Origin of the sequence: Williamsia sp. (assembly GCF_016462415.1) — a bacterium.
GTDB lineage: Bacteria > Actinomycetota > Actinomycetes > Mycobacteriales > Mycobacteriaceae > Williamsia_A.
The window spans coordinates 4,416-27,933 of sequence record NZ_JAEMTF010000038.1 but is presented as its reverse complement, the minus strand read 5'-3'; the positions used below and the strand labels follow the sequence as shown (position 1 = coordinate 27,933).

Annotated in this window: 25 protein-coding genes; 17 read left to right on the top strand and 8 right to left on the bottom strand. The window is 67.5% G+C overall.

Annotation, left to right across the window (positions count from 1 at the left end):
- The coding region (locus JHC79_RS11440; protein ID WP_296390763.1) for an MBL fold metallo-hydrolase at positions 1–625 on the top strand (625 nt) is incomplete at its 5' end.
- A gap of 28 nt (positions 626–653) precedes the next feature.
- On the opposite strand, the gene JHC79_RS11435 is transcribed toward JHC79_RS11440, so the two are convergent.
- Positions 654–1,382, bottom strand: coding sequence for a 1-acyl-sn-glycerol-3-phosphate acyltransferase (locus tag JHC79_RS11435; protein WP_296390761.1), 729 nt, complete (start codon positions 1,380–1,382; stop codon positions 654–656).
- Between the two features lie 235 nt (positions 1,383–1,617).
- Here JHC79_RS11435 and JHC79_RS11430 point away from each other — a divergent pair, with 235 nt between their 5' ends.
- From JHC79_RS11430 to JHC79_RS11415, 4 genes are all read left to right on the top strand, one after another.
- Positions 1,618–2,604: an ATP-binding cassette domain-containing protein gene (locus JHC79_RS11430; RefSeq protein WP_296390759.1), complete on the top strand. Its 987-nt coding sequence runs from the start codon at positions 1,618–1,620 to the stop codon at positions 2,602–2,604.
- Complete coding sequence (locus JHC79_RS11425; RefSeq protein ID WP_296390757.1) at positions 2,601–3,449, top strand: ABC transporter permease; 849 nt, start codon at positions 2,601–2,603, stop codon at positions 3,447–3,449. The genes JHC79_RS11430 and JHC79_RS11425 overlap by 4 nt, the downstream gene beginning before the upstream one ends.
- A 74-nt stretch (positions 3,450–3,523) precedes the next feature.
- On the top strand, positions 3,524–4,183 hold the full coding sequence (locus tag JHC79_RS11420; RefSeq protein WP_296390755.1) for a TMEM175 family protein: 660 nt from the start codon (positions 3,524–3,526) through the stop codon (positions 4,181–4,183).
- A gap of 102 nt (positions 4,184–4,285) precedes the next feature.
- Positions 4,286–5,554, top strand: a complete 1,269-nt coding sequence (locus tag JHC79_RS11415; RefSeq protein WP_296390754.1) for an MFS transporter — start codon at positions 4,286–4,288, stop codon at positions 5,552–5,554.
- Here JHC79_RS11415 and JHC79_RS11410 read toward each other — a convergent pair.
- Entirely contained in the window at positions 5,544–6,707 is a 1,164-nt protein-coding gene (locus JHC79_RS11410; RefSeq protein ID WP_366782650.1) for an ROK family transcriptional regulator, read from the bottom strand. The two genes, JHC79_RS11415 and JHC79_RS11410, sit on opposite strands and share 11 nt — an antisense overlap.
- Positions 6,708–7,339: 632 nt before the next feature.
- On the opposite strand from JHC79_RS11410, the gene JHC79_RS11405 reads away from it, so the two are divergent.
- Genes JHC79_RS11405 through JHC79_RS11395 form a run of 3 tightly spaced genes read left to right on the top strand, consistent with a single transcriptional unit; the run spans position 7,340 to position 10,894 of the window.
- Positions 7,340–8,518, top strand: a complete 1,179-nt coding sequence (locus tag JHC79_RS11405) for an LLM class flavin-dependent oxidoreductase (protein ID WP_296390750.1) — start codon at positions 7,340–7,342, stop codon at positions 8,516–8,518.
- A gap of 52 nt (positions 8,519–8,570) precedes the next feature.
- Positions 8,571–9,677: a dimethylsulfone monooxygenase SfnG gene (gene sfnG, locus JHC79_RS11400; protein ID WP_296390747.1), complete on the top strand. Its 1,107-nt coding sequence runs from the start codon at positions 8,571–8,573 to the stop codon at positions 9,675–9,677.
- A gap of 2 nt (positions 9,678–9,679) precedes the next feature.
- Positions 9,680–10,894, top strand: a complete 1,215-nt coding sequence (locus JHC79_RS11395) for an SfnB family sulfur acquisition oxidoreductase (RefSeq protein ID WP_296390745.1) — start codon at positions 9,680–9,682, stop codon at positions 10,892–10,894.
- A gap of 29 nt (positions 10,895–10,923) precedes the next feature.
- Here JHC79_RS11395 and JHC79_RS11390 read toward each other — a convergent pair whose 3' ends face one another.
- On the bottom strand, positions 10,924–11,709 hold the full coding sequence (locus tag JHC79_RS11390; RefSeq protein WP_296390743.1) for an alpha/beta hydrolase: 786 nt from the start codon (positions 11,707–11,709) through the stop codon (positions 10,924–10,926).
- A 47-nt stretch (positions 11,710–11,756) separates the two neighbouring features.
- Here JHC79_RS11390 and JHC79_RS11385 point away from each other — a divergent pair, with 47 nt between their 5' ends.
- Positions 11,757–12,287, top strand: coding sequence for a tetratricopeptide repeat protein (locus tag JHC79_RS11385; protein WP_296390741.1), 531 nt, complete (start codon positions 11,757–11,759; stop codon positions 12,285–12,287).
- Positions 12,288–12,361: 74 nt separating this feature from the next.
- Entirely contained in the window at positions 12,362–13,369 is a 1,008-nt protein-coding gene (locus tag JHC79_RS11380; RefSeq protein WP_296390739.1) for a sigma-70 family RNA polymerase sigma factor, read from the top strand.
- Between the two features lie 85 nt (positions 13,370–13,454).
- Here JHC79_RS11380 and JHC79_RS11375 read toward each other — a convergent pair whose 3' ends face one another.
- Positions 13,455–14,159, bottom strand: a complete 705-nt coding sequence (locus JHC79_RS11375; protein WP_296390737.1) for a hypothetical protein — start codon at positions 14,157–14,159, stop codon at positions 13,455–13,457.
- Between the two features lie 339 nt (positions 14,160–14,498).
- Entirely contained in the window at positions 14,499–14,903 is a 405-nt protein-coding gene (locus tag JHC79_RS11370) for a VOC family protein (protein WP_296390736.1), read from the bottom strand.
- A 149-nt stretch (positions 14,904–15,052) separates the two neighbouring features.
- Between JHC79_RS11370 and JHC79_RS11365 the strand changes: the two genes are divergently transcribed.
- The 4 genes from JHC79_RS11365 to JHC79_RS11350 all read left to right on the top strand — a co-directional run bounded on the left by JHC79_RS11365 (position 15,053) and on the right by JHC79_RS11350 (position 17,829).
- A complete protein-coding gene (locus JHC79_RS11365; RefSeq protein ID WP_296390733.1) occupies positions 15,053–16,297 on the top strand; it encodes a histidine kinase in 1,245 nt (414 codons plus the stop codon).
- Positions 16,290–16,958, top strand: a complete 669-nt coding sequence (locus tag JHC79_RS11360; RefSeq protein ID WP_296390731.1) for a response regulator transcription factor — start codon at positions 16,290–16,292, stop codon at positions 16,956–16,958. Before JHC79_RS11365 ends, JHC79_RS11360 begins: the two co-directional genes overlap by 8 nt.
- A gap of 90 nt (positions 16,959–17,048) precedes the next feature.
- Entirely contained in the window at positions 17,049–17,180 is a 132-nt protein-coding gene (locus tag JHC79_RS11355) for a hypothetical protein (protein ID WP_296390728.1), read from the top strand.
- Positions 17,181–17,274: 94 nt separating this feature from the next.
- Positions 17,275–17,829 (top strand): hypothetical protein, encoded by a 555-nt coding sequence (locus tag JHC79_RS11350; RefSeq protein ID WP_296390727.1) that lies wholly within the window; start codon positions 17,275–17,277, stop codon positions 17,827–17,829.
- A gap of 9 nt (positions 17,830–17,838) precedes the next feature.
- Here JHC79_RS11350 and JHC79_RS11345 read toward each other — a convergent pair whose 3' ends face one another.
- Together JHC79_RS11345 and JHC79_RS11340 are read right to left on the bottom strand one after the other, a co-directional pair.
- Entirely contained in the window at positions 17,839–18,159 is a 321-nt protein-coding gene (locus tag JHC79_RS11345; protein ID WP_296390725.1) for a helix-turn-helix transcriptional regulator, read from the bottom strand.
- A gap of 97 nt (positions 18,160–18,256) precedes the next feature.
- A complete protein-coding gene (locus tag JHC79_RS11340) occupies positions 18,257–19,006 on the bottom strand; it encodes a TetR/AcrR family transcriptional regulator (protein ID WP_296390723.1) in 750 nt (249 codons plus the stop codon).
- A gap of 99 nt (positions 19,007–19,105) precedes the next feature.
- On the opposite strand from JHC79_RS11340, the gene JHC79_RS11335 reads away from it, so the two are divergent.
- On the top strand, positions 19,106–20,641 hold the full coding sequence (locus JHC79_RS11335) for an MFS transporter (protein WP_296390720.1): 1,536 nt from the start codon (positions 19,106–19,108) through the stop codon (positions 20,639–20,641).
- A gap of 8 nt (positions 20,642–20,649) precedes the next feature.
- The gene (locus tag JHC79_RS11330; RefSeq protein WP_296390718.1) at positions 20,650–21,321 is read left to right on the top strand and encodes a histidine phosphatase family protein; all 672 of its coding nucleotides are present in this window, start codon (positions 20,650–20,652) and stop codon (positions 21,319–21,321) included.
- Between the two features lie 51 nt (positions 21,322–21,372).
- Here JHC79_RS11330 and JHC79_RS11325 read toward each other — a convergent pair whose 3' ends face one another.
- The gene (locus JHC79_RS11325) at positions 21,373–22,788 is read right to left on the bottom strand and encodes an MDR family MFS transporter (RefSeq protein ID WP_296390716.1); all 1,416 of its coding nucleotides are present in this window, start codon (positions 22,786–22,788) and stop codon (positions 21,373–21,375) included.
- Between the two features lie 69 nt (positions 22,789–22,857).
- On the opposite strand from JHC79_RS11325, the gene JHC79_RS11320 reads away from it, so the two are divergent.
- Positions 22,858–23,445: a TetR/AcrR family transcriptional regulator gene (locus JHC79_RS11320; protein WP_296390714.1), complete on the top strand. Its 588-nt coding sequence runs from the start codon at positions 22,858–22,860 to the stop codon at positions 23,443–23,445.
- Positions 23,446–23,518 lie beyond the last annotated feature (73 nt).

The window sequence follows — 23,518 nt, the reverse complement described above, 5'->3', positions numbered from 1 at the left end:
CCCGTGGGCGTTGTCGTCGATCGGTGTCGGCGCCGACGAGGTGGGCACGGTGTTGTTGACACATCTCCATCTCGACCACTGCGGCGGGCTGATCGACGGGGACGGCACGGCTCGTTTTCCGAACGCAGAGGTGGTCGTGCACGCCGCGGAGGTCGATCACTGGCTCGGCGGTGAGATCGGGACCCCGTCGGACGACGACCCACCCTGGGCAGAGTCGGTGACCCGGCGGGGCGCCGCCGCGGCGGTGGCGCCCTATCGGGATCGGCTGCGCACCTTCGACTGCGAACAGCTCGTCGCGCCGGACATCACCGCCGTTCCGTTGACCGGACACACGCCCGGACACAGCGGATACCGGGTCGGCAGCGGTGCCGACGCGATCCTCGTCGTCGGCGACATCGTGCACGTCCCCGCCGTACAGGGCCCACGGCCAGACGCCTCGGTCATCTTCGACGTCGACCCCGACGCCGCGGTGGACGCGCGCAGGACGTTGTTCGCCGAGGCCGACCGCGACGGTATCCGCATCGCCGGCGCGCACACGGAGTTCCCGGGGGTCACCCTCGTCCGCCGCGTGGACGACGGCTACCGGCTGGTTCCCGACCTGTGGGTCGGGTCGATCGGCGCCTGAGGGCCGCTCGACGCCGGTCGGATCGGCGTCAGCGCCGCAACCGTGCGCGGGCCCGATCGACCGTGGCCTGCAGATGTGGGCGCAACGCGCCGGTGACGTCGGCGACCGATTCGTCGGCGGAGACGACACGCGGCATTCCCCACACGACCTCGGCACCGACGGACGAGCCGTCGCGATACGCGATGGCGAGCGGGAGGACCGCGACCGGGGCCTGTGCCGCGATCCCCACCGCGATCTGACCGACCCCGGACGCGAGCGGTAGCAGCGTCGACGGGTCGGTGTCGTTGCGGGTTCCCTCGGGGAAGATCGCGAAGCTGTCACCGCGGACACCGCGTTCGACGCACACCGCGATCATGCGGCGGCTCGCCGCCGCGGCGGTCTCGGGATGGTTGTCGCGGGCGCGGAAGACGGGGATGCAGCCCATCATGTCGAGGTTCGCGCGCTGCTTCGGATCGTCGAACAGATCGTTCTTCGCGAGCACCCGGATGCGTCCGATGAGCCGTCGGATCGGGGATCTCGCGACCGCCGCGGCAGCGATGTACTGGTCCCTGCTGGACAGGTGGTTGATGCAGATGACCAACCGCACGTCGTCGCCGATCAGGCGTTTGATCTCCGCGCGGGCATCGCCGTCGAAAGAGACCCGGGGCCGGAACTTGGCGGCGAGCGCGACGTAGGCGAACCGCGCCTTGAGTCGTGGCTGCTGATGCTCGGTGTAGAAGTCGTAGACCTCGTCCGCGTTCTCCACCGTCACCTTCACGAAACCTACGGTACCGTAACCGGCCCTTCTCGCCGCGAGCGTCGGATTCTGCGCCCCGGGGACGATGAACGGGTGACGACCGATGAGTTCCGCGCGCCCGCGTGGTCGGTATCTGCACACCCGCATCCTCGAGGAGAGCCCGATGCCAGCACCCACCACAGACCGCGCCGACCTCGGCGCCGTCCCGCCGAAAAACGATGGCAATTTGTCCGACTCTGCCGCTACCTTTGGCGGCATGTCCGCACCCGGTTCCGCCCTCGCGATCGAAGCCATCGACCTGGTCAAGAAGTTCGACGACAACACCGCGGTCGACGGGGTGAGCTTCACCGTCCCGCAGGGCTCGGTCCTGGGACTGCTCGGCCCCAACGGCGCCGGGAAGACCACCACCGTCCGCATGATGACCACCCTCACCCCACCGACCAGCGGTACCGCGCGCGTCGCCGGCTACGACGTCCGGGAGAACCCGGACATGGTCCGACGCAGCATGGGCCTCACCGGTCAGGCCGCGACGGTCGACGAGTTGCTCACCGGTCGCGAGAACATCGCGATGATCGGCGGGCTGTACGGGATCTCGCGTAAGCAGCTCAAGAAGATCAGTGGCGAGTTGCTCGAACAGTTCTCGTTGTCCGACGCCGCCGACCGGACCGTGAAGTCCTACTCCGGTGGCATGCGGCGACGGATCGACCTCGCGGTCAGCCTGCTCGCCGCTCCCCCGGTGCTGTTTCTCGACGAACCCACCACCGGGCTCGACCCGCGTAGCCGATCCGAGCTGTGGGACGTCCTGCGCGGTCTGGTGAAGCAGGGCACCACGTTGCTGCTGACCACGCAGTACCTCGAGGAGGCCGATCAGCTCGCCGACAACATCGTCGTCATCGACAAGGGGACGATCATCGCCGAGGGCTCGCCGTTGCAGCTCAAGGAGCAGGCGGGCAAGGCCAGCCTGGTGCTGACCGTCTCGCATTCCGACGACATCGCCCCGGCCGAGGCGTTGCTCCGCAAGACCGGCGGCGAGGTGTTCGTCGACCTCGGCGCGCGCCGCCTGACCGCACCCGCGGACGGCCTGGCCGACATGAACCGCATCATCGGGTGGTTCACCGAGAGCGGCATCGAGGTCGACGACATCGGCCTCTCGCGCCCCAGCCTCGACGACGTGTTCCTGTCCCTCACAGGTCATCGCACCGAAGACGATTCCGACACCGACACCCTGGAGACCTCGGCATGACCACCACCGCAGCGGCACCGACCGCACCGTCGACCCGACCCGACATCACCTCGACCAACCTCGCGCAGCAGTCGTGGATCATGGTCAAGCGCAACCTGATCCACACCAAACGGCAACCGGAGATGCTGTCGGACGTGACGGTCCAGCCGATCATGTTCGTCCTGTTGTTCGCATTCGTGTTCGGCGCCTCGATCACCGACACCGGCGGCGTCTCGTACCGCGAGTTCCTGCTGCCCGGGATCATGGGCCAGACGATCGTCTTCTCGGCGTTCATCGTCGCCGCGGGCATCACGTCCGACCTCGACAAGGGGATCATCGACCGGTTCCGGTCGCTGCCGATCGCACGCTCGTCGGTGTTGATCGGCCGCAGCATCGCGAGTCTGTTGCACTCGTCGATCGGTATCGCGGTGATGGCCGTGACCGGACTGCTGATCGGGTGGCGCATCCGCAACGGCGTGCTAGACGCCGTCCTCGCGTTCGCGCTGATCCTGCTGTTCGGCTTCGCGATGATCTGGTTCGGCATCCTCGTCGGTTCGCTGATGCGGTCGGTCGAGGCGGTCAACGGCGTCATGTTCACCGCACTGTTCCCGGTGACGTTCCTGGCCAACACCTTTGTCCCGACCGGCCCGATGCCGACCTGGCTCCGGGTGATCGCCGAGTGGAACCCGATCTCGTCGCTCGTTCAGGCCATGCGCGAACTCTGGGGCAACGGGCCGGCCGCCGCCCCGGGCGCCCAGCTGCCGTTGCATCACCCGGTTCTCTCGACCGTCATCTGGGCGGTGGCCCTCACCGTCGTCATCGCGCCGTTCGCCCTGCGCGCCTACAACAAGCGCACCGCCGACTGACGCCGATATCGCGCGACCGGGCGCCGTACCTCTCCACGGGGTGCGGCGCCTGTTCGTCTCGGTAGGCTTCGCCGGTGACCGAGAAGCCGACACCGGCCGACGAGCGTGCTGCCCTGCGTCTGTTCGCGCTCACCGATGCGGTGTTCGCCATCGCCATGACGCTGTTGGCCATCGATCTGAAGGTCCCCGAACTCGCCTCGGACGTCACCTCTGCCGAGCTGACACGGGCGATCGGAGAACAGTGGCCGAGCTATGTCGCGTTCGCGTTGAGCTTCTACCTGATCGCGAAGTACTGGGTACGCCATCACCGGGAGATGCGGCACGTCGTCACCTGTACGCCCGCGTTGGTCCGTCGCACGATCACCCTGCTGTTCACCATCACCGTCATGCCGTTCGCGGCCGCCCTGCTCGGCCAGCACGGAAGCACCGGCGGGATCGCGGTGGTCGTCTACTCCGCGGTCAACGCCGCGGCGCTGCTCGCCCTGCTCAGGGTCGACGACGAGTCACGTCGGCTGACCGCAGACGAGGACCGGACCCCGTCGAGCACGGCCGATCTCGTCTGCGATCTCCTCGCCTACCTGATCGCCGCCCCGGCCGCGTACATTTTCGCCGGGCACGGCGTCGTCGCGCTGACGGTGTGTCTGGTGGCCGCAGGACGCACGGCGGGCATCATCCGACGCCGCCGGGAGCGCCGGGCGGTCACGGCCTCCCCGTCCACAAACCCGACCACATAGCTCGCAAGTCGGTCAAAGCGCCCGCGCCGCTTGGCGTTTCATCGCCACTCCGGTAAGTCCTTAGGGACAGGTACTACTACCGGCGCGGGACGGGCGGACGACATGGCGACGACCAGCAGCGACAAACTCGATTCCGATCAGCGTTCGGCGTTCGTCGCCAGTTATCTCGGCTGGACGATGGACGCCTTCGACTACTTCATCCTGGTCCTGGTCTACAAGGAGATCGCCGACGACTTCGGTGTCTCGCTGGAGAAGATGGCGTATCTGACGACCGTCACCCTGGTGATGCGACCGGTCGGGGCGTACCTGTTCGGCATCTGGGCCGACAAGGTCGGCCGCCGCACCCCGCTGATCGTCGATGTCTGCTTCTACTCGGTGGTCGGCTTCTGTTGCGCGTTCGCGCCGAACTACTGGGTGCTCTTCGCCCTGCGACTGCTCTACGGACTCGGCATGGGCGGCGAGTGGGGACTCGGCGCGGCCCTGTCGATGGAGAAGGTGCCCGCACACCGCCGAGGGTTCTTCTCCGGCATCCTGCAGGGCGGCTACGCGGGCGGCTACCTCCTCGCGTCGGTTGCGTTCCTCCTGGTCCACTCCTGGCTGGGGCTGAGCTGGCGGTGGTTGTTCGCGCTCTCACTCCTGCCCGCACTGGTCAGCCTGATCATCCGGATGAACGTGTCGGAGTCGCAGGTGTGGGTCTCGACCAAGGCCACACTCGAGCGCAACAACACCTCGGTGCGCACAGTCTTCCTCAACCCGAAGGTGCTGCGCCGGTTCGTCTTCCTGGTGATCCTGATGGCCGCGTTCAACTTTCTCTCCCACGGCACGCAGGACATCTACCCGACGTTCCTGAAGTCCGACGAGAACCGCGGAGCCGGTCTCGACGCGACGACCGCGACCTGGATCGCCGTCCTCTACAACGTGGGCGCGATCATCGGTGGGTTCATCCTGGGATGGGCGTCGGACCGCATCGGACGGAAGGGCGCGATCATCGTCGGCGCGGTGCTGACGTTGCCGATCATCCCGATCTTCGCCTACTCGACCACCGCAGGGATGCTCTGTCTCGGTTCGTTTCTCATCCAGGCCGCAACCCAGGGGGCATGGGCCGCGGTACCCGCGCATCTGTCGGAGATGTCGCCGAACGCGATCCGCGGCTTCTATCCCGGCGTCACCTACCAGCTCGGCAACGTCATCGCAGCACTCAATCTGCCGCTGCAGCAACATCTCTCCGAGAAGTGGGGATACCCGATGGCCCTGTCGGTCACCGTCGCCGCGGCGGCCGTCGTGGTGGCGGTCCTCACCGCCGTCGGCAGTCAGGCCACCGCGGTCGATTTCACCGACGACCCCGATCGGGCCCCCGCACTCACGCGGTGAGTGCCAGGGCCTCCAGCGGATCGCTGTAGACGGCGTCGAGCGACACCGCGCCCGCGGCCTGCTGCTGCACAGACGCACCGGCACGCGTCACCCGGACGTCGCGGTTCGGGGCGGCTGGGGTGTTGCGCACGGCCCTGGCGACAGCGGGCAACGTCGACGGGGAGTCGGTGAACGCCTGACCACCCAGGATCACGTGGTCGGGGTTGAAGATGTCGGCCACCAGCGACACCGCGCGGCCGAGCACCTCGGCGCGTTCGAGCAGGATCGCCGATGCGGTCGGGTTGTCCGCGGCAGCAGCCGCATGGACGTCCTCGATGTTCTCGACGGACAAGCCTGCGGCCCGAGCGGCCTCGACGACGCCGGTGTCACTCGCCGACGGTTCGAGCTGCCCGGTGCGGTTCGGATCGAGCAGGGTGGTGGGTCCGCTCGGGAAGTGACCGATGACCGGCGGACCGGCGGTCGGGGTGTAGACCGTGCCGCCGACCGTGAAGGCGATGCCCACCATCTCGCGGGCGTAGAAGTACAGGAAGCTGCCGCTCTCGTCCTTGGGGTTGACCAGCAGCTCGGCCGCGGCCATCGCCTCGACGTGCGAGGCCACCGACACCGGCAGTCCGAGCGCCTGCGAGAGCACCGGGCCGACCGGGGCGCCGGTCCAGCCCAGCCGCGGATGGTCGACGAGCCCGCCCTCCGAGACCCGGCCTCCGATGGCGACACCGGTCCACAGCACACGCTGACCGGGCCACCGCGAGGCGAAGCGGCGCGCGCTCACGCCGATCGCGGTGAGGGTCTGCTCGGCGGAGTCGCCGGCCGGGGTCGGGATCTGAATCGCCCCGACCACCCGGTGCAGTAGATCGTGGGTCGTGATCGACGTGACCTTGAGCCCGATGTGAATCCCCACGGTCAGGAAGCTGTCGACGTTGAGTTCGAACGGGAGGCGGGGGCGGCCGATGGCACCCGCGGGGGCCAGATCGGCGCGCTCACGCAGAAGGCCGGCCTTCAGCAAGGCGCTGACCTGCCGGTTCACCGTCGAGATGCTCAGACCCGACTGGGCCGCGGCGTCGTCACGGAAGATCGGGCCCTGCAAACGCGCAGTGCGCAGCACGACGGCCGACGGTTTCGTCGACAGGTGCAGCTGCGGGGTTGCGATGTGAATTTTCGGCGTCCTCGTGTGCAGCGGCCCGGTCGCCGCTCCGGCGTTGAGGGCCCGCGAGCCGCCGTAGGCCAGCGGACCGCCCTGGCGTGTACGTCGCGCAGGCGGACGAGCCGGCTGTTCGGTCGGACGTGCCGCTGCGGGCTGTCGAGTGCGATTGGAGAGGTGGTCGAGCGTCGTGGTCATGTCGTCCTCGTTGAATCTGCCACACCGAACGCGGAAAGCGCAGGTACGGGAGCGAATGTCTGAATCTCCGAACGGCCGGGGATCGGCGGACTCGGGGTCGGGTCAGAACGCTCAACAACAGAAGAGACGCACGAACGGCAGACGGCAGCCCAATGCGGTGATCACGTAGGTGACCTCCGGGATGTGCGACGTCGAGCTCGGCATGAACGCCAATCTAGCAACATGAACAGTCGGCGGCAAAGGACAGCGCCTCCGCGGCCGATTCCGCGCACCCGCAGGTAGAGGGGCTGTGCGCGGATTGTATCCAGCTCACAGGCCCGCCCTTGGGTTGCGATCACAACGATTCAAAGGCCAGGCCCGCGGCCCCCGGCCGGTGAGACTGGTGGGCGACCTCGCCTGCACGACCTGATGTCTCCTCCGGCGAATCCCGTCTCGCGAAAGGTGTCCGTGTGTCTGTTCGTCTCCACTGGTTCCTACCCACCTACGGGGACTCCCGGAACCTGATGGCCGGCGGCCACGGGTCGTCGATGTCGGGCGACCGACCTGCCGACCTGCGCTACCTCAAGCAGCTCGCCGGGGCCGCCGAGGTCAACGGATTCGAGTCGGTGCTCACCCCGACGGGGCTGTGGTGCGAGGACGCGTGGCTATCGACAGCGATGCTCGTGGAGACGACCGAGACCCTCAAATTCCTTGTTGCGCTTCGTCCTGGACTGACCAGTCCGACGCTCTCGGCGCAAATGGCCGCGACTCTGCAGTGGCAATCGAAGGGGCGGTTGCTGCTCAATGTCGTCACCGGCGGCGAGTCGAGCGAGCAGCGCGCCTTCGGCGACTTCCTCTCCAAGGACGCCCGATACGAACGGTGCGGGGAGTACCTCGACATCATCAACCGGCTGTGGACGTCCGACGAGCCGTTGTCGTTCAACGGCAAGCACCTGCGGGTCGAGGGCGCGTCGCTGGCCCGTCGCCCGGACCCGCTGCCCCCGATCTTCTTCGGCGGATCGTCGCCCGCCGCGGGTGCCGTCGCCGCGGCGCACGCCGACACCTACCTCACCTGGGGTGAGCCGCCGGCCGCCGTCGCCGACAAGCTCGACTGGATCCGCGGGCTCGCAGCCCCGCTGGACCGGTCGCCGGGATTCGGGATCCGGCTGCACGTCATCGCCCGCGAGACCTCCGAGGCCGCGTGGGCCGAGGCCGACCGGCTGCTGAGCTCCCTGGATCCGACCGTCATCGAGAACGCCCAGGCGTCATTGCGTCGGTCCGAGTCCGAGGGGCAGCGCCGGATGCGGGACCTGCACGGCGGCGGGGACGCCTACGTCGCAGGCGGCGACGCCCGCGCCCTGGAGATCTACCCGAACCTGTGGAGCGGCGTCGGCCTTGTGCGTGGCGGCGCGGGCACCGCCCTGGTCGGGTCGTACGACGAGGTCGCCGAGCGCATCTCCGAGTACGCCGACCTCGGCATCGACCACTTCATCCTCTCGGGCTACCCCCACGTCGAGGAGGCCTATCACGTGGGCGAGGGCGTGCGCCCGGCGCTGCATCGGCGGGGCCTGCTCGATTCCGGGCCCGAGTCCACCGAACCTGTCCGGGGGGCGTTCCTGCCTACCCTGGAGCCGTCGGGCGCGTCGTGACGCAGCGAGCGCCGAGTATTCATCGATCGATCGTCGACAAGAAAGAGCAGCAATGAGCACCGAGAAGATCGCGGACGAGGTCAAGTTCGCGTATTGGGTCCCCAACGTCAGCGGCGGTCTCGTCACGAGTGAGATCGAGCAGCGCACCAACTGGGAGTTCGAGTACAACAAGAAGCTCGCGCAGACCGCCGAGAAGGTCGGGTTCGAGTACGCGCTGTCGCAGGTGCGGTACATGGCGTCCTACGGTGCCGAGTTCCAGCACGAGTCGACGTCGTTCTCGCTCGCGCTGCTGATGGCGACCGAGAAGCTCAAGGTGATCACCGCGATCCACCCCGGTCTGTGGCATCCCGCCGTGCTGGCGAAGTTCGGCGCCACCGCCGATCACCTCTCCAACGGTCGCTTCGCGATCAACGTCGTCTCGGGCTGGTTCTCCGGCGAGTTCAAGGCCCTCGGCGAGCCGTGGCTCGAGCACGACGAGCGCTACCGGCGCAGCGCAGAGTTCCTCGAGGTCATCCGCAAGATCTGGACCGAGGACAACGTCGAGTTCGCCGGCGATTTCTATCGAATCCGTGACTTCAGCCTGAAGCCCAAGCCGCTCAACACCCCGGAGCGCCCGAACCCGGAGCTGTTCCAGGGCGGCAACTCGTCGGCGGCCCGTCGCAACGGCGGCCAGTTCGCCGACTGGTACTTCTCCAACGGCAAGGACTTCGACGGCGTCACCGAGCAGATCGAGGATCTGCGCTCGGTCGCCCAGGCCCACAACCGCGAGACCAAGTTCGGCCTGAACGGGTTCATCATCGCCCGCGACACCGAGAAGGAAGCCCGCGACACCCTGCGCGAGATCATCGAGAAGGCGAACAAGCCTGCGGTGGAGGGTTTCCGGGACTCCGTGCAGCAGGCGGGCAAGTCCACCTCCGACGGCAAGGGCATGTGGGCCGACTCGAAGTTCGAGGACCTCGTGCAGTACAACGACGGATTCAAGACCCAGTTGATCGGCACGCCCGAGCAGATCGCCGAGCGCATCGTCGCCTACAAGAAGCTCGGCGTCGACCTGATCCTCGGAGGGTTCCTGCACTTCCAGGAGGAGATCGAGTACTTCGGCGAGAAGGTCATGCCGCTCGTCCGCGAGATCGAGGCCTCCGAGAAGGTCTCGGCCTAGCCATGACCGCGGTCGCCGCCACCCGGATCGAGACGCACCAGCAGGCAGCGGATTCCGCCCGCGTGCTGGCCGCGAAGTTCGGTCCGGGGGCGGCGGCCCGGGATCGGGATCGCCGTCTCCCGCACGCGGAGATCGCCGAGCTGGCCGCGTCGGGACTGCTCGCGATCACCGTGCCCATCGAACACGGGGGTACCGGCCTGCCGCCGTCGGCTGTGGCCGAGGTGTTCCGCATCCTCGCCGCCGCCGATCCGAACATCGCACAGATCCCGCAGAGCCATTTCGTGCAGGCGAACCTGCTCAGGATCGTCGGGACAGACGAACAGCGCCGGAAGTTGTTCTCGCACATCCTCGACGGCGGAGTGCTCGCCAACGCGCAGGCCGAGCGCGACACCGCATCGTCGAACCTCGTCGAGACCCGGATAACGCCTGACGGCGACCACTTTCGCCTGCGCGGGACCAAGTTCTACTGCACCGGTTCGCTGCACGCCGACACCCTGGCCGTGTTGGCGCGCCTCGACGCCCCGGCCGGCGGCCTCTCGGCGGGCGAGTACACCGTCTTCATCGGATCCGATGCCGACGGGGTCGAGATCATCGACGACTGGGACGGGCTCGGTCAACGCACCTCCGGTAGCGGCACAGTCGTGCTCGACGATGTCGCCGTCGCCGCGCAGGACGTGATCGCGCGCCACGCGGCGGTCGACGCCCCCACCGGTTTCGGTGCGTTCTCCCAACTGCTGCATGCGGCAATCGACACCGGCATCGCCGTCGGCGCACTGCATTCCGCGGTCGATTGTGTCCGCACCCTGTCGCGGCCGTGGTGGGAGGCGGGGGTCGAGCGTGCGGTCGACGACCCGCTGCTGATCCAGCGTTTCGGTGAACTGTCGGTGGTGGTCGCCTCCGCCGAGGCGACCCTGGAGGTGGCCGGACGCGCCGTCGACGCCATGCAGCTCTCCGCCGATGATCCGGTGTTGCTGGCCGCCGAGGCATCGGTGGCGGTCGCGACCGCGAAGGTGGCCTCGGATCGCGCCGCGAACGAGGTGTCGGCAGCCCTGTTCGAGGTGGCCGGAACCAGAAGCGCCGCACATGACCTGAACCTGCATCACTTCTGGCGTAATGCGCGCACCCACACGCTGCACGATCCGGTTCGGTGGAAGTACCAGCACCTCGGGCGGTACGTACTGCACGGCACGCCGCCCCCCTTGAGCGCGGTCATCTAGACCTCGGCAGCGTTTCACGGCGCCACGACTCAGCCGCTCAGCGCATCCAACCAGGTACGCAGATGCACGGCGACGATCTCCGGATGTTCGAGATGAGCGTTGTGTCCACACCGGTCGATGACCACGACCGTCGAGTCGGGATAGTGCTCGGCCAGGTCCAGCTGGTCGCGCCACCCCACGATGGTGTCGTTGCGGCCCATCACCATCAGGACAGGACGGTCGAACGCCGGCCCGGTCGCCTCCGGGGAGACAGACAAGCTCGGTCGGATGCGTTCTACGACATCGGGATCGGCAGCACGAAGACCGGGAATCACGCACTGCTCGAACCGTTCCCACATCTGCGCATCTTGCCGGACCGTGGTCGACGTGAAATCGTCACGATCTGCGGCATGCAGCGTGGCGAGTAACGCCTCATCACGGTCGATCACGAGAGGGGCGGGCAGCCGCCGGACATCGATCGGCTCGGCCGTCGGACAGATCAACGCGCAGCCGAGTATCCGTTGGGGATCTCGCGCCATCAGTCGTCGCGCCAGACCGGCTCCGAAGGAACTGCCGATCACCGCCATCGGCAGGTCGCCGATCTCGTCGTCGATGAACGTGTCGATCGCAGCCGCGATGTCGTCGGAGTGGGCGATGTCGTTGACACGAGCTGATCTCCCGAACCCGGGTAGATCGACATAGATCCGTCGCCACGGATTCGGATGTGCAGCGACCATCTCGTCGAGCGGGAGCATGATCCGGTGATCGACCGACCACCCGTGCAGGAAGAGCACCGGTGTCCCGTCTCCACGGGATACCGCGTTGAGGGCTGCCATACCGCTCAACCTAACGGGATCGCTCGACCGACCGTAATCTGAGCCCTATGAGCGAACCCCGCCATGACGCCGCCCCCGACACATGGGAGGAGCGGATCCAAGAGTTCTGGTGCACTGTCGATCTCGAGGATCGCCAGGGTGCGATCGACTCCATGCGGCGACTGGTCGCCGAACGTCCACCCGATGACCCCGACGCCCGGTTCGAGATGGGTGGCGCGTACGACTCCTGCGGATACGAGGAGCAGGCCGCCGCCGAGTACGCGGCCGCCCGCGCGCACGGCCTGAGAGGACCGCGGCTCGCGCAGTTGAACATCCAGCAAGGTTCCACCCTCCGCAACATCGGCATGGTGGATGAGGCGGTGACCATGCTGCGCGCGACCGAGCCCGACCCGTCCATCGGCGACGCGCGTGCGGTCTTCCTCGCCTTGGCGCTGCGCGATGCCGGCGAGCCCGACGAGGCGTTGCGAGTGGCGCTCGAGGCCTTGATCCCGCATTTACCGCGCTACCGGCGTTCGGCCACCGCGTACGCGAGAGCGCTGACCGATCCAGGCGATGAGGGTGGGTTCCCACACCGCTGACGGCGCGGGATTCTGGACGTCCTGATCACCACTTTCCCTGGTCGGATGTCCGGGTTCTGCCGTAATCTCTGCGCATGACCGTGCAGACCACGACCGATGACGACTTCCTGGCGATCACCGAGCCGTATCGGCGCGAGATCATGGCGCATTGCTACCGCATGATGGGGTCGCATCACGACGCCGAGGACCTCGTGCAGGAGACCTACATCCGCGCCTGGCGCGGGTACGCCGGCTACGACCAGCGCGCGTCGGTGCGGACGTGGCTGCACAAGATCGCCACCAACACGTGTCTGACCGCCCTGCAGACGAAGAAGAAGCGTCCGCTGCCATCCGGCCTGGGAGGCGACGCGTACGACCCGACCGCCCCGCTCCTGCAGGACCATGAGGTCCCCTGGCTCGAGCCGTTCGCCGATGGCGACACCGCGGCTCCCGCCGACACCGCTGACCCCGCCGCCGTGGTCGGGTCACGGGAGTCGATTCGACTGGCGTTCATCGCGGCTCTGCAGCATCTGCCGGAACGTCAGCGCGCGATCCTGATCCTGCGCGATGTCCTGCAGTGGCGCGCAGCCGAGGTCGCCGACACCCTCGACCTCACCGTCGCCACGGTGAACAGTCTCCTGCAGCGAGCCCGTGCACAGGTCAAAGAGGTTGCTCCCGAGCGGGATTCGATGTCCGAGCCGGACGAGGCCACCCAGCGGGCGACGCTGGAACGCTACTGCGCCGCCTTCCAGAACTACGACGTCGACGCCATTGTCTCGATGTTCACCGACAAATCGATCTGGGAGATGCCGCCGTTCACCGGCTGGTACCAGGGCGGCGAACAGATCGGCACGTTGATCCGTCGCAACTGCCCGGCCGAGAAGGCGGGCGATCAGATCCTGCTGCCCACCACCGCCAACGGCCAGCCGGCGTTCGGGCTGTACATGCGCGGCGCCGACGGCGTCCACCGTCCGTTCCAGCTGCAGGTGCTCGAACTGTCGGCGCAGGGCAAGGTCGATCACGCGATCGCGTTCTTCTCCGACGACATGGTCGGCGATTTCGCGCGATTCGGGCTGCCCGAGACCGTCGCACCGATCGACTGAACCGCCCCAACACACACATCGGCCGCCGGGTGCGAAACCCGGCGGCCGATGTTGTTCGTGCGTGCTACCTAGTGGCAGCGGGAGATCACTTGGTGTTGACGGTGATCTTCGCGATGCCCACCAGCAGACCGGCCTTCACAGCGTCGGTCTTGAAGGTCTGGTTGAGCAGACCGGCAGCGGTCTCGGAGATCAGCACGCGAGTGCCCTCCAGGACTGCGGTGCCGTCGGCCTCGTTGGCCTGCAGCGGCTTCAGGGTGCTGCCGTCCAGGTCGAAGACGATCGCCTGGGTGGCGGCGACCTGGCCGTTGACGGCGACGTCGGCCATCAGCTTCGAGGTGCCGGGATCGATGGTCAGGTTGGTGATGTCGACCTTGGTGTCGCCCGCGGTCAGCGAGAAGCCGGCGCCTGCGTGCTCGATCTTGCCCTGCACGTACGGCTGGATGCTGCCGGGCGTGTAGTAGGTCACGTTGCCACCGGTGATCGGGAAGACCAGCGAGCCGTTCTCCAGCTTGGCTCCACCGACGACGCCGGGGGTGAGCTTGAGGGCGGTGAGGGCATCGGTGAAGCCGGTGTCCAGTGCAACCGCGGTGTCGCGACCGGTCAGTGCCGGGATGGTCGCGACGGGAGCCGGGGTGCTCTCGGCGGCGGCCGACGAGGCCGGTGCCGAAGCGGCGGCGCTCGAGGAGCTGCCCGAGTCAGAGGAGTCGTCGCTCGAGCAAGCAGCGGCGGGGAGGATGGCAACGGCGGCGATGGCGGCGGCCACCACGGTCTTGCGGTACTTGATCATCATGGGGTGATTCCTTCTTTTCACTCTGTGCCGCAACGAATCTCGTTGTCGACTGCGTTTCGAGTCATCGAGATCATGACAGCTCTGAAGCCCACCGAACGCAACGGCGCTCGATCGCAACGGAACCGACGCATCAGGACGCGACAATCACAAGATTGCAACGAAACTGACGCAGGAAGCAGCTCCTTGTTCGGTGTTCCACCGTGTACAGGCGGAGCAGCGTCTCCATGTAGGGCATTCGCAGCCGGTGCCGCAGCGGCTTGGTCGGGTACAGAAAATTTCTGAGAATCGCCCGGCAGAGCCCTGTCAGTGCAGCTCAGAGGACACCAACGGGTTCAGGATTCACCCGGAAACGGCCGAAGGATCCATCCACACGACCTCCCAGACGTGCCCGTCGATGTCTCGGAAGCTGCGGCCGAACATGAATCCGTGGTCCTGTGGGTCCTTCCACGCTGACCCGCCTGCGGCGAGCGCGGTGTCGGCCAGATGGTCGACCTCGTCGCGACTGTCCGCCGAGATCGCGAGCAAGACCTCGTGCGCCGAGGAGGTGTCGCAGATATCGCCGACGATGAAGTCGGTGAAGCGGGGCGTGTTGAGCAACATGATCGTGCACTGATCGTTGAGCACGAGCGACACGGTGTTCTCGTCGGAGAAGGCCTCGTTGACCGTGAGGCCGAGTCCGGTGAAGAAGGTGCGGGACGTGGCGACGTCGGCGACGGGCAGGTTGACGAACAGCATGCGGGACACGGCGGGCTCCTGGGTTCGAAGGGGTGTGTGCTTGCACCGGTACTGACATCATCGGCCCGGAGAACTCATCGGTCGCAGGGATCGGCACAGCGCGTTCATCCTTTGGCCGGATGCGCGTCACCGCGGAGATGGCCCACTATGGACACACAATGGCCCTGATCTCCGACGCCCCGGTGCGCCTCGCGACACGTCGTCCGTGGCTGCCCGGTGCCGTCCGCGCGGAACTGGAGAACGATCCGCGTCCGCTCACCGGACGACGCTCCGCGCGCGATGTGCTGGTCGATGCGCTGGTGATCCTGCTCGCGGTCGGCATCGGCGCCGTCGCGGTCGCGCCGCGTTTCGACGACGCGAACACGACCATGTTGGTCATCGACATCGTCGCGGGGGTGGCGAGCTGCATCGGACTGCTGTGGCGGCGCCACTTCCCGGTGATCGTCGCGATCGTCATCAACGTGCTCTCGATCCCGTTCGCGGCGGCCGGCGGCGCGGCCTACCTCTCGATCTTCTCGGTCTCGGTGCACCGACCGCTGCGCTATTCGATCGGCATCGCGTTCCTGGGTACGGGCACCGGGCTGGCCAACTACCTCATCATCGGCGGGCCCGACAGCTTCTGGGCCACCACACTGTTCCTGTTGCTGATGATCAGCGTCGCGGTCGGCTGGGGCACGTCGATCCGCAATCGGCGCCAGTTGCTGATCTCGCTGGCCGAGCGCGCGCGACGGGCGGAGTCCGAGCAGCGCGAGCGCCTCGCCGCGGCCCGAGCGGTCGAACGCGAACGCCTCGCCCGGGAGATGCACGATGTGCTCGCCCATCGGATGAGCCTGCTCTCCGTGCACGCCGGCGCGCTGGAGTACCGACCGGACGCCCCGGCCGCCGACATCGCGCGCGCCGCCGGGGTCATCCGCAGCGGGGTCCACCAGATGCTCGAGGATCTCCGCGACGTCATCACCATGCTCCGCGACGACTCCGAGGATCTCGCCGCGCAGACCAACTCGTTGGCGACGGTGGACACCCTGTTCGACGAGGCGCGCCAGGCCGGCAGTCCGGTGCACGCCGTTGTCGAGGTCGAGGCCTGCGACGAGGTACCCGGGGTCGTGGGGCGCACGGCGTTTCGTGTCGTCCAGGAGGGCCTGACGAACGCGCGCAAGCACGCCGGTGCGGTGCCGGTCAGCGTCGACATCGTCGGCGGGCCGGGCAGCGGCCTGTCGATCACCATCAGTCAACCGCTCAACCACACCTGCGACCGGGAGAAGATCCCCGGCGCCGGTTCGGGCCTGGCCGGGCTCGACGAGAGGGTCACGCTCGCGGGCGGGACCCTCGAGCACGGCGTCGTCGAACACCGTTTCGTACTGTCGGCCCAACTGCCGTGGGAGAAGGGAACCGTCGGTGTCTGAGCCGATCCGATTGCTGCTCGTCGACGACGAATGGCTGGTCCGTGCCGGGCTGAGAACGATGCTCAGCGGTGAGCCCGACATCGAGATCGTGGGCGAGTCGGCCGACGGTGAGGACGTTCCCGACCTCGCCGTGCAGACCCGCGCCGACATCGTCCTGATGGACATCCGCATGCCGCGCGTGAACGGTCTCGTCGCCGCCGAACGGCTGCGCGCACTCCCCGACCCTCCCCACGTGGTGATGCTGACGACCTTCGACGCCGATGACCTCGTCATGCGTGCGCTGCGCGCGGGCGCGAGCGGGTTCCTGCTCAAGGACACGCCACCCCGTGACCTGATCGCGGCGCTGCACTCCGTCGTCGCCGGCGACCCCATCCTCTCGCCGCAGGTCACGCGCCGACTGATCGAACAGGTCACCGACCCCGACCCGGACGAACGCAAGGTCCGGGCGACCCACCAGATCGACGAACTGACACCGAGTGAGGTGCGCGTGGCCGTCGCGGTGGCGCAGGGGTCGTCGAACGCGGAGATCGCCCGAGAGCTGTTCGTGTCGATCGCGACCGTCAAGAGCCACATCTCCCACATCCTCGACAAGCTCGGGTTCAACAACCGCGTGCAGATCGCCCTGCTCGTGCACGATGCGATGCCGGAGAAGATCGGCTGATCGTCGCCGCGCGTCGGTAACGACAGGCGGGTACGCAGCGATACCACCTGGTAGCCGGAGAACTTCTTCAGCTCCACCTGGAGGTCATCCATGACCGAGTACACCTACCCGGCCGCGATCGCGGCGATGTTCGCCGCCCTCGCCGCCGACAGCGTCGTCACCGAACCGCCGGCGGCCTCCGCCACCGCCGAACCCGATGTCCCGGGTCTCGGCATCCGCTGACCGCACCGCTCGCTCGCGACCGTTCTGACCGGTTGCGCGGCAACCGATTCGGACATCTACGGGCTGTGACGCCGCGGTGTGGTAATCAGATGCGATGAAGAAGTTGATGCTCGTCCTGGTGATCCTGCTGGCGCCGGCGCTGATCGCCACCGGCTGCAAGTCCTCGTCGGACTCCGCATCGAGCAGCAGCGCGCCGTCGGCGAGTGCCGTGTCGTCGGAGGCGGGCGGCTCGGACTGCCCGACGAGCAACACGACCTCGTTCGCCAAGACCAAGTTCGTGCTGCACAGCGGACTCGCGTTCGGAGCCTTCCACCGCTACCTCTACAAGCCCTACAAGGCGGGCACGTTCTCCAAGGGGGCCGACGGGCGCGTGACCGCGTTCGTCAAGGGCGGTGTCGCGGCACTGTTCATCAAACGCGAGGTGCGCCTGGCGTCAGAGGACGTGAAGGCCAACCCCACGCTGTGCAAGGCCATCGCGGCGCCGCTGGCGAAGATCGGCGACACCGTGCAGGACGCCTTCGACAAGGTCAAGGGCGGGGACGCGTCCGGGGTCGACTCGGTGAACTCGGCGATCAGCTCGATCACCTCGTCGTCGAGCAAGAACGGCGTCGACATCACAGAGGACGACAATCCCAACATCGGGGGCTGAGCGAGCCGCTCAGGCCACCGCCCGCATCGCGACGCCGGTCGGACGGACGGGCATCGCACGTGTGGTCATCTCGGTGAGCAGATCGACCAGTTCGCCGCCGAGGGATCGGGTGATCGCGCTGATGACCTCCGACGACGCCTCTTTGTGGCCGCGCTCGATCTCCGAGAGATAGGTCATCGAGACGCCGGCACGCTCGGCGACGTCCTTGAGGGTGCGTTCCTGGCGACGACGCGCCGAACGAAGGGTGTCTCCGAGCAGTTCGCGCATCAACGGACCCTCGGTGCGCGCCGGCTCGGTCTGCTCAGCGGGAACCACGTGGAGATCTGCCATCGATGCCTCCGGTGTCTGCGATACGGGAATGCCTCCCAACCTAGTGGTGCCCCGCGTACTCGGCCCGTGTCATTCAAGGGATTCCGCTCACAGCGGATTAACGCGACCGCCGGGCGTCGACGCGCGCGGTGAGGCCGTCGAGCAGGACACCGAGTCCGAAGTCGAGTTCGTCGTCGTAGAAGCCGGAGCCGTCGCCGTCGCGCATCTCCCGGGCCGCGGCGAGAAGCGCCGGATACCGCGTCTCGTCGACGACGGCCTCGATCGTCGCCTCGTACACGCCGTCGTCGGGCGACGCGGTGCCGTCGGACGCGATCGCACCGAGCTGCAGCGACTGTCGGACGTGGTTGCGGACGAACCCATCGAGCACCAGCAGTGACGACATCTTCTCCTGGGCGGGCAGCGCCGTGCCGTCGAACGCGCGCACACCCGCCTCGGTCCACGACAGGACGTGCGGGGTGACCGGGGCCTGGCGCATCGGCACCGACACCACCCACGGGTGGCGCACCAACGACGCGGCCAATGCACGCGCCCACCGATCAGCGCGCGCTCGCCACCCGTCGCCCGGGGCCCAGTGCAACTCGACCGGTCCATAGGCCTCGTCGAGCATCACCATCCACAGCTCGTCCTTGGAGTCGACGTAGCGGTACAGCGACATCGTCGTCATCCCGAGCGCAGCGCCCACCGCCTTCATCGACACCGCGTCGAGACCGCTGCGGTCGGCGATCGCCACGCCCGCCGCACCGATGTCGCGGATGCCGACGCCGGGCTTGGGGCCGCGGCGCACCTTCGTGTCGCGCTCCCAGAGCAGCTCGAGATACCTCGGCATGGTGACGACGTCGCTGGTCATGGCCCCGATCCTACCCAACTGCTTGTCACGTACGCAGATAGGTCCTACTATCCGCTTACGTCATAAACAGATGACGTCATACACAATTAGGAGTTGGTCATGTTCGTTCAGCGATCGCCCTGGTGGGGTCTGCTCGCCCTGTGCCTGCCGATGCTGTTGGTGTCCATGGACGTCTCGGTCCTGTTCTTCGCCGTCCCCTACATCTCCGCCGATCTCGATCCCAGCCCGGCGCAACAACTGTGGATCTTCGATGTCTACGGGTTCGTCCTCGCCGGGCTGCTGCTGACGATGGGCGCCGTGGCCGATCGCATCGGGCATCGGCGCCTGTTGTTGATCGGTGCCGTCGGGTTCAGCGCGGCGTCGATACTGGCCGCCTACGCCGACAGCGCCACCACGCTCATCGCGGCGCGAGCCCTGCTCGGTGTCGCGGGCGCGACGTTGATGCCGTCGACGTTGGCGCTGATCCGGCACCTGTTCGACGACCCGAAGCAGCGGACCACCGCCATCGCGACGTGGACGGCGGTCATGTCCGGCGGTGTCGCGGTCGGACCGATCATCAGCGGATTCCTGTTGGAGCACTTCTGGTGGGGATCGGTCTTCCTGATCAACGTGCCGGTGATGATCGCACTGCTCTTCGTCGGACCTCTCCTGTTGCCGGCCGGAACCGGCGACCCGACCCGGCAGATCGACCTGGTGAGTTCGGTTCTCGCATTGGCGACACTGCTGCCGGTCGTGGGAGGGATCAAGTCGATGGCCACCGACGGGTGGAGCCTCACGAACGGAGGGATCGTCGTCGCCGGGGTGCTCGCCGGGACAGCCTTCGCGGTGCGACAACTGCGGCTCGAGCACCCACTGATCGATCTGCGGCTGTTCTCCGATCGCCGCTTCTCGACCTCGATCTGGATCAATCTCATCGCGATGTTCGGCGTCATCGGCAACGCGATCCTGATGACGCAGTACCTGCAGTCGGTGCTCGGTTACTCACCACTGACCGCCGCACTGTGGAGCCTCGCACCCACGGTTGCGGTCGGGTTCGCCGCGCCCGCATCGACGACGCTCGCGGCCCGATTCGGCAGGCCCGCGGTGATCAGCGGCGGATTGTCGGTCGCCGCATCCGGGTTCCTCGTGCTGGCCACGACGACGGGGACATCGTCGTTGCTCGCCGTGCTCGTCGGCGCCGGCCTGCTCGCGGCCGGCCTCGTCGCGACGACCGCTCTGGTCGCCGACCACATCGTCGGGGTCGCGCCGGCCGACCGGGCCGGGTCGGTCGCCGGCCTGCTGGAGACGACCAGCGAGCTGGGTGGGGCCCTCGGCATCGCACTGCTCGGCAGCGTGCTGAACATGCTGTATCGCAACAGTTTCCACAGTGATGCGGCCGGCGTCGACACGTCGGCGCGGGAGAGTCTCGCCGGCGCGGTCGCCACAGCGGGACGCGTGGGCGGCGAGACCGGCGCGCAGATCCTGCACGCCGGACGCGAGGCATTCGTCGGCGGCCTGCACGGCGCGGCCTTCGCCGGAGCGGTCCTGCTGGGGGTCACCGCGGTGGCGGGCGGCCTGCTCCTACGGTCGCGGACGGGTGATGACGGCGCCGGATCGGCACCCGATGCGGACCGGGAGTCGGCCACCTCGCGATGATGGTGGGCATGGGAGTCCTCTACTTGGTCCGGCACGGTCAGGCCCGCGCGCAGGCGTACGGCGCGGGAGCGTGGGCGCAGGCCGAGGGCGGACTCACGGATCTGGGCGCCGAGCAGGCCCGCCGGGCCGGCTCGGCGCTCGCCGCACGCGTCGGGCGTATCGACCACGCCGTGTCCGGGGACCTGGCGCGCCAACGAGAGACGTTGGCGCGCATCATCGATGAGCAGTCGGACATCATCGAGCCGGCGATCGACGCGCGCTGGAACGAGTACGACATCGATTCCATCCTCGGGGACCGCGAACGGACCGAGAACGCGACCGAGCGCGGATTCCAGGCCCAGCTCGACGGGGCGCTGTCGGACTGGATCGCCCGGATCGCGGTCGGGTCGGAGACCTATGCGCAGTATCGGCAGCGCGCCGACGATGCGTTCGACGACCTCATCGCGCACGCCGGGTCGGGCAAGACCGTGGTGGCCGTGTCATCGGCGGGCACGATCGCCGCAGTCGTCGCGCGCCTGTGGGGCATCGACGATGAGCGGTGGCTCGCCATCGCCCGCACCATGATCAACACGTCTGTCACCAAGATCCTGATCGGATCATCGGGCGCATCGGTCGTCTCGATCAACGACCACGCGCACGTCGATCACGCCGACGATCGTCGGTTGATGACCTTCCGCTGAATTGCCTGACTGACTGCGTCAGACAGCGGTCGAGGAGTGCCGGCGGTGCGATCACTCGAGAGCGAGCCGGGTTGGCAGCAGGAACCCGAGGATCACTCCGACAAGCGTGAATCCTGTTGCCCACCAGAAGGCGTGGTGGAACCCGGCGACACTGTCTCGGCCACCGACTGTCGAGGCTTCGAGTACGACGGCGAGGACAGCGGTGCCGAATGATCCGCCGACCTGTTGGGCGACGCGGGTGATGACGCTGGCGTCGGGCATCTGTGTCGGCACCAGGCCGGTGAACGACACGGTCATGATGGGTGTCATCACCAGGCCGAGTCCCACCCCACGGATGAACAGGACCACGATCAGCCACCACAACGGGGTCGATGTGCCGGCCAGGGCGAACGGCACCGTTGCCGCGGCGAGGATCGCGAATCCGAGGATGGCGACGAACCGCGGCCCGACGTCGTCGGTGAGCCGTCCGCCCAGCGTGCGCGACACCAGTGCGCCCACGCCCTGGGAGATGAGGATCAGCGCGGCCCCCAGCGCACCGTGTCCACGGAGTTCTTGAAAGTACAGCGGGAGCATCAACATCGACCCGTACAGGGCGATGGACATGACTGCCAGCGAGAATGATCCGACGGCAAGCGGCCCGTGGGCCAGCAGACGGATGTCGAGCAGTGCGCGGCTGCCTCGCCGGACACCCCACACCGTGAAAGCCACGAGCAGGGCGACGCCGGCGACGACTGGGATCCACACGTCGTCACGGGCGAACCCACCGGTCCTGCTGACGTTCGTCAGGCCGAAGATCACCGTGACGAGTCCGGGCACGACGAGCGTCAACCCGACGATGTCGAGGGTTCGGCCTGGACCGGCGACCGGTCCGTCGTCGGGCAGGATTCGCCAGGCCAGCCACGCACCGATCACACAGAACGGGACGTTGACGAGGAACAGCCATGGCCAGTCCAGCCAGTGCAGGATCACGCCGCCGATCACGGGTCCGAGGATCGGGCCGAGCGAAGCCGGAAGTCCGACCAGCGCCATGAGGCGGCCCATGCTCTGGCCATGGGCCGCCTGCATGATCAACGTCATCATCAGTGGCATCATCACGCCACCCCCGAGTCCCTGCAGAACCCGGAAAGCTATGAGACTGGGTGCATCCCAGGCGACTGCACAGAGGACCGAGCCCAGCATGAACACGCCGAGCGCCGCGATCCACAGCCGTTTGCCGCCGAGGCGGTCCTGCAGCCACCCCGTCGGTGGTATGGCCACGAACATGGCCAGTAGGTAGGCGGTGCTGACCCACTGGATGGTTGCCAGCGACGCGTGGAGGTCTGTGGTCAGCTCTCGCAGCGCGATGCTGACGATGGTGGCGTCGAAGATGACCGCGATTCCGCCGGCGATGACGGCGAGTGCGATCTTCACGACCCCTGGATCCAGGCCCGGCGACGCCCCGGCGGAGACACCGACTGATGCGGACATACGCGCCACTCCTTTAAGATACGTTCGTGTACTCAAAGGCACAGTAGGTCGCACGGATAGGATGCGCAAATGAGTCTTAAGACGGGGGCGACGCGACGCCGCGGAGCCGCATTGGATCGAGCTCTGCTCGAGGCGGCGTGGTCGGAGTTGGTCGAGGTCGGCTACGCGGCGATCACCTTTGAACGGGTCGCGGAACGTGCGGAGACGAGCCGTCCGGTGGTGTACCGCAGATGGTCGACGAAACCCGATCTGGTGCGCGCGGCGATCCAGCACTACTACGACAACAACCACGTCGAGCCACCCGACACCGGGTCTCTGCGCGGGGACGTGATCGCGCTGCTCGAAGCGTTCGGGCGGCAGCGCGCTGACGTTGTCGCCGTCATGACGGTGCGTCTGGCGGCCTATTTCGAAGAGACCGGCACACAGCTGGCGGACCTACGAAATACATTGGTGCACAGCACCCCGCCGTTCATCACGACAATGCTGCATCGTGCGGCCGATCGCGGCGAGATCCCAACAGCTGCTGTGACATCACGCGTCGCTGCGGTCCCGCTCGACCTGCTCCGTAACGAGCTGATCTTCGGGCCCCCACTGACCCGCGCCACCGTCGAGAGCATCGTCGACGAGGTCTTCCTACCCCTGGTCGATCGTCAGTGAGGGGGAACCCGCAGCCACTCCCCAGCACACGACGGGCCTACGCAGCAGCGAGACCGTCAGGCCTCTCAGTCGC

Coding starts and splice junctions, on each gene's coding strand:
- JHC79_RS11375 (WP_296390737.1), bottom strand. CDS start 14,159: ATGATGATCAAGTACCGCAAGACCGTGGTGGCCGCCGCCATCGCCGCC.
- JHC79_RS11350 (WP_296390727.1), top strand. CDS start 17,275: ATGAAGAAGTTGATGCTCGTCCTGGTGATCCTGCTGGCGCCGGCGCTG.
- JHC79_RS11390 (WP_296390743.1), bottom strand. CDS start 11,709: ATGGCAGCCCTCAACGCGGTATCCCGTGGAGACGGGACACCGGTGCTC.
- JHC79_RS11340 (WP_296390723.1), bottom strand. CDS start 19,006: ATGACCAGCGACGTCGTCACCATGCCGAGGTATCTCGAGCTGCTCTGG.
- JHC79_RS11355 (WP_296390728.1), top strand. CDS start 17,049: ATGACCGAGTACACCTACCCGGCCGCGATCGCGGCGATGTTCGCCGCC.
- sfnG (WP_296390747.1), top strand. CDS start 8,571: ATGAGCACCGAGAAGATCGCGGACGAGGTCAAGTTCGCGTATTGGGTC.
- JHC79_RS11425 (WP_296390757.1), top strand. CDS start 2,601: ATGACCACCACCGCAGCGGCACCGACCGCACCGTCGACCCGACCCGAC.
- JHC79_RS11330 (WP_296390718.1), top strand. CDS start 20,650: ATGGGAGTCCTCTACTTGGTCCGGCACGGTCAGGCCCGCGCGCAGGCG.
- JHC79_RS11320 (WP_296390714.1), top strand. CDS start 22,858: ATGAGTCTTAAGACGGGGGCGACGCGACGCCGCGGAGCCGCATTGGAT.
- JHC79_RS11380 (WP_296390739.1), top strand. CDS start 12,362: ATGACCGTGCAGACCACGACCGATGACGACTTCCTGGCGATCACCGAG.
- JHC79_RS11365 (WP_296390733.1), top strand. CDS start 15,053: ATGGCCCTGATCTCCGACGCCCCGGTGCGCCTCGCGACACGTCGTCCG.
- JHC79_RS11345 (WP_296390725.1), bottom strand. CDS start 18,159: ATGGCAGATCTCCACGTGGTTCCCGCTGAGCAGACCGAGCCGGCGCGC.
- JHC79_RS11335 (WP_296390720.1), top strand. CDS start 19,106: ATGTTCGTTCAGCGATCGCCCTGGTGGGGTCTGCTCGCCCTGTGCCTG.
- JHC79_RS11395 (WP_296390745.1), top strand. CDS start 9,680: ATGACCGCGGTCGCCGCCACCCGGATCGAGACGCACCAGCAGGCAGCG.
- JHC79_RS11415 (WP_296390754.1), top strand. CDS start 4,286: ATGGCGACGACCAGCAGCGACAAACTCGATTCCGATCAGCGTTCGGCG.
- JHC79_RS11325 (WP_296390716.1), bottom strand. CDS start 22,788: ATGTCCGCATCAGTCGGTGTCTCCGCCGGGGCGTCGCCGGGCCTGGAT.
- JHC79_RS11385 (WP_296390741.1), top strand. CDS start 11,757: ATGAGCGAACCCCGCCATGACGCCGCCCCCGACACATGGGAGGAGCGG.
- JHC79_RS11430 (WP_296390759.1), top strand. CDS start 1,618: ATGTCCGCACCCGGTTCCGCCCTCGCGATCGAAGCCATCGACCTGGTC.